Source organism: Halonatronum saccharophilum DSM 13868 (genome assembly GCF_000517025.1).
Taxonomy (GTDB): domain Bacteria; phylum Bacillota; class Halanaerobiia; order Halobacteroidales; family Halobacteroidaceae; genus Halonatronum; species Halonatronum saccharophilum.
This window is the reverse complement of record NZ_KI912097.1, coordinates 675545-679813: the sequence shown is the minus strand read 5'-3', so window position 1 is coordinate 679813 and position 4269 is coordinate 675545. Positions and strand designations below refer to the sequence as shown.

The window sequence follows — 4269 nt, the reverse complement described above, 5'->3', positions numbered from 1 at the left end:
TAGCCCCTACTTTTTGACCACTAGTTCCACTTGCCTCTAAGGGTCTTCGAGGGTTATTTAACCAAACATCAACACCATGAACTAGATAACGAGCCAAATTCATATCATAATCTTCTAGAATAACTATTCTCCCTTTAAAATCTTCACTTTGGGATATATTATAGATTTCCTTTATCAACTCTTGACCAGGAATATCGGCAGGGTGAGCCTTCCCAGCAAAGATAATCTGAACCTCTTTACCTTCTTGATTACAGACCTTCTTTAACCTTTCAACATCTTTAAAGATTAAGTTAGCCCGTTTGTAGGTAGCAAATCTCCTTGCAAAACCAATAGTTAATATATCTTTGTCTAAAAGGGTCTCGTCTCTAATAAGATCCTCTAAATTACTACACCTTCTCCTTCTAGTTAAATCTCTCTCTCGAATATGATCTATTAGCTTTGATTTTAACTTCTTGTGAACAACCCAAAACTCTTCATTAGGTATATTCTTGACCTTCTCCCATATCTCATCCTCTTCAATCCTATCTCGCCAATCATTAGGCAAATGCCTATCTAATAACTCCTTCCACTCTGGAGCCAACCAAGTTAAAGTATGAACACCATTAGTTATATATGTTATAGGATTCTCTTCAGTTGGCACCCCTGGCCATAATTCCTCCCACATATCACTTGATACCTTGCCATGCAATTGGCTTACACCATTATTAAAGCGAGATAAACGTAGAGCTAAAACTGTCAACCCAAACCCTTTATCATATGAATTTTTCATCCCTAACTTAATAAACTCATCTCTAGTCAAACCAACCTCTTCCCAGTAATTAGAAAAGTACTTATCCTTTAACCCAAAAGAGAAGACCTCATTACCAGCAGGGACGGGAGTATGAGTTGTAAACACAGTGTTGGCCCCTACCTTCTCTAATGCTTGATAAAAATCAAAATCATTCTCCTTGATTAAATTTCTAATCCTCTCTAAACCTAAATAAACTGAGTGACCCTCATTCATATGCCATACACCAGGATTATACCCCATCTTATACAAAGCCCTAGTTCCACCAATCCCTAATATAATCTCTTGAGAAATCCTCGTTTCAGACCCCCCACCATACAACCTTGAAGTTAACTCTCTATCTTCAGAAGAATTACTATCTAAATCTGCATCTAATAGATAAACAGATATTCTTCCAACTTTAACCTCCCATACCTTAATATCTACACCTCTATCTGCTAATTCAACAGAAACAAGAAGGTCCTCTCCATTCTGATCTTTAACTGGCTTAACTGCCAATTGGTCGAAATCAAGTTCAGGATAGATTGCATTCTGCCACCCTTCTCTATTAATCTTTTGACGAAAATACCCATTCCGATAAAGCAAACCTACCCCTACAAAAGGAAGGCCTAAATCGCTTGCTGACTTACAATGGTCACCAGCCAATACACCTAAACCGCCTGAATATATAGGCAAAGACTCATGTAAACCAAACTCCGCTGAGAAATAAGCTATAACTCTCTTTTCAGGTAACGAATCGAAATTATTATTAAACCAGGTATCTTCTCTGCTCAAATAATCATTAAATTTACTCATTACCGCTCTATATCTCTCTAAAAAACACTGATCTTCTCCTATCTCTTTTAAAACTTTATAACTTACCTTAGATAAGAACTTAACAGGGTTCTTTTCTAACTTAACCCATAAATCTTCATCAATCTCTTTAAATAAATCTTCAGCTTTAGAATTCCAAGACCACCATAGATTATAAGAGAGATCTCTTAAACCTTTAATCTCCTCTGGCAGTTCTGGATTAACAGATAAAGTTCCATAATAACGCAATAAAATCACCTCTACATAATTATTATAATTAAGTGCAACTTTCAGTTACACAGCTGTGAGCTATGTGCAGTAAGCTAATTCAAAAGCATAAAAATTCTTTATAAAATAACGATTTATATTAGTTTCGATTTTGATCTTTATTTTAGCACAAAGCACATAACTCCTAGCTCAAAGCTATTGGCACGATAGTGCCAATGTATTACTATACTCCTCACCCCTTTATACTTATATCTTCCCCTTTACCAACAATAACTGGACTCTTTTTTTGACTATAGACCTTATAGTTTATATAAGGAAATATATTATTTTTCTCTTCAAGCTCTCTTAAAAAATTTTTATCTAAATCATCCTCCTCAACCCCTTGACATAAATGGACAAAGTTTTGAATATGATCCTTAACCCTTTTTCTTGCATACTCAACAGTAGTACCAGTAGCCATAATAAAGGCCCAGTCACTACTTTGGGCCAATAGAAGTTCCCTTGCAGCTTGATTTAAAGCCCTTCTATTTAAATCACTAGGATCACTTATATCTGTAGCTAATTCAATCATTTTCTCTGCCATTTTATGCAAATAAGGATATATCCAATCATTACTCTCCTCCAACCAAATATCATTATACCCTTTAGCTCCCCAACTAGATGAAGAAGGTTGAGATATCTGGTTTGTAGGATAAAACTCCAAATAATCAAGAGGGGATACCAAGCTCAAATCCTCTTCTTCCCCTAATCGTCTAATTAAGAAATCTAAAAATTCAGGACCTTCATACCACCAATGACCAAAAAGTTCTGCATCATAAGGGGCTACAAAGATAGGATTTCTATCAATTAAACCCTCCAAATCTTTAAGTTGAATAATTCTCTCATCAATAAAATGTTGGGCATGCTCTTCAGCCTTAAGTTTAGCCTCCTTATGATCATAGACGCTCTTCTTATTCAAATCACCATTGTCATTAGTAATCTTATAGTATTTAATTCCTGTATCCCTTCTTATCCCATCTGGATGTATATAAGGACCAATATAATCTAAAGGAAGATCAAAACCTATATCTCGATAGAATTCACGATAAACGTAATCACCTGGATACCCTACCTTAGAACTCCAGACCTGTCTTCCAGACTTCTGCTCCCGACCAAATACAGCAACTCCCGACTCTGTAGATATTGGAGCAAAAACACCATACTCAGGTCTTGGCTTACCATACAATAAACCATGGCTATCTAAAGCAAAAAACTCAATTCCATACTCCTTAAGAATCTTATCTAAACCTTTATAATAAGCACATTCTGGTAACCATATACCCTTAGGGTCTTCTCCTAAAATTCTCTTATGCAAACCTACAGCCACCTCAATTTGTGCTTTAACTGCTTCTGGATGTTCCTGCATCAATGGCAAATAACCATGAGTAGCCCCACAAGTAATTATTTTTAAAAAACCAAGTTTACTAAATTTTTTAAAGGCATTAGTTATATCTTTATCATAGGCTATAAAGGTCTCTTTTGCTTTTTTAAATCTATTTAAATAATATTTAGATAAGTTATTAAAGTCTTTATTTTCCTTAGTCCTCTTTACCTCTTCTTTTGATAATCTAATTGACTTATCTAAATACCGCAAATACCTCTCCTGTAAAAGATTGTCAGTTAACATAGATAACAAGGTTGGAGTTAATGTCATAGTCAACTTATAATCTACTCCATCCTCATAAAGATCTTCAAATTTATTAATCAAAGGTATATAAGTTTCTGTAATTGCTTGATATAGCCACTGTTCCTCCATAAAATCGTCATACTCTGGGTGACGAATAAATGGTAGATGAGCATGTAAAATAATAGCTAGATATCCTCTTTTGCTTCCCACAATAATCACTCCTAAAATTTAATTTAACTATCATATAATATTCTACAACTTAAACTATATAATCTGCTAATTTCTAAAATAAATACTTAATTTTTTAAAAAACTTATCTATTCCTTCAAACTTCTAAAAAAACAACTAAACATTAATCAATTAACCTCTAGAGAAATTAATCATTACTCTTATATACATATTACCAATTATATGTATTATTACTATTAATAATTACAAAAATAATTTTAGCCCTTAAAATAAGTTAATTTATTAAAAAGATTCTACTTATTTATAGTATGCCTACTATAATGTTTAAATTCATTTAAACAATCTATAAGATTATTATTTAACCCAAAATTAAAGACTAAATTCGGGATGATAAAAATGTCATCCCGAATTTAGTCTTAGTTAATTATATTGTCTTTTATTTTTTAAAATAATTTTTTTCCTATCCCAGAAACCTTTGTAATATCTTTTATCTCTTTAAAACTTCCTGCTTTCTCCCTATAAGCCACTATCCTTTCAGCCAAAGCCGGGCCAACACCATTGATTTTTGTTAGATCACTCATAGCTGCAGTATTAATATTTATTTTAT

Annotated in this window: 3 protein-coding genes; all 3 read right to left on the bottom strand. The window is 33.4% G+C overall.

What is annotated here, in order from left to right:
• A partial coding sequence (glgP, locus tag HALSAC_RS0114525; RefSeq protein ID WP_245579494.1) for an alpha-glucan family phosphorylase occupies positions 1–1837 on the bottom strand: 1837 nt, incomplete at its 3' end.
• A gap of 202 nt (positions 1838–2039) precedes the next feature.
• Complete coding sequence (locus tag HALSAC_RS0114520) at positions 2040–3683, bottom strand: glycoside hydrolase family 57 protein (protein ID WP_027340865.1); 1644 nt, start codon at positions 3681–3683, stop codon at positions 2040–2042.
• 422 nt (positions 3684–4105) lie between these two features.
• The gene (locus tag HALSAC_RS16960; protein WP_281172370.1) at positions 4106–4258 is read right to left on the bottom strand and encodes a ComEA family DNA-binding protein; all 153 of its coding nucleotides are present in this window, start codon (positions 4256–4258) and stop codon (positions 4106–4108) included.
• Positions 4259–4269 lie beyond the last annotated feature (11 nt).